The following is a 211-nucleotide window of genomic DNA, read 5'->3' on the forward strand; positions in this document are numbered from 1 at the left end:
TTACTAAAAGTTGACGAGATATCATGTATCTCTATTTCGCTTGGCTTTTGTTCAGTTTTCAAAGAACTACTTTGTCGCTTTATGTCGACTTTTAAATCTTACCAAAACAATAACGGTTTTGTCAAGAAATATTTTTGGTGGAGCCTAGCGGGATCGAACCGCTGACCTCCTGCGTGCAAGGCAGGCGCTCTCCCAGCTGAGCTAAGGCCCC

Annotated in this window: 1 tRNA gene; it reads right to left on the reverse strand. The window is 43.6% G+C overall.

The annotated features are described in order from the left end of the window. Nucleotides 1-135: 135 nt before the first annotated feature. Nucleotides 136-211 (reverse strand) — tRNA-Ala (locus SAZ04_RS23240).

This window comes from Halalkalibacter lacteus (assembly GCF_036663595.1).
Taxonomy (GTDB): Bacteria; Bacillota; Bacilli; order Bacillales; family Bacillaceae_D; genus Halalkalibacter; species Halalkalibacter lacteus.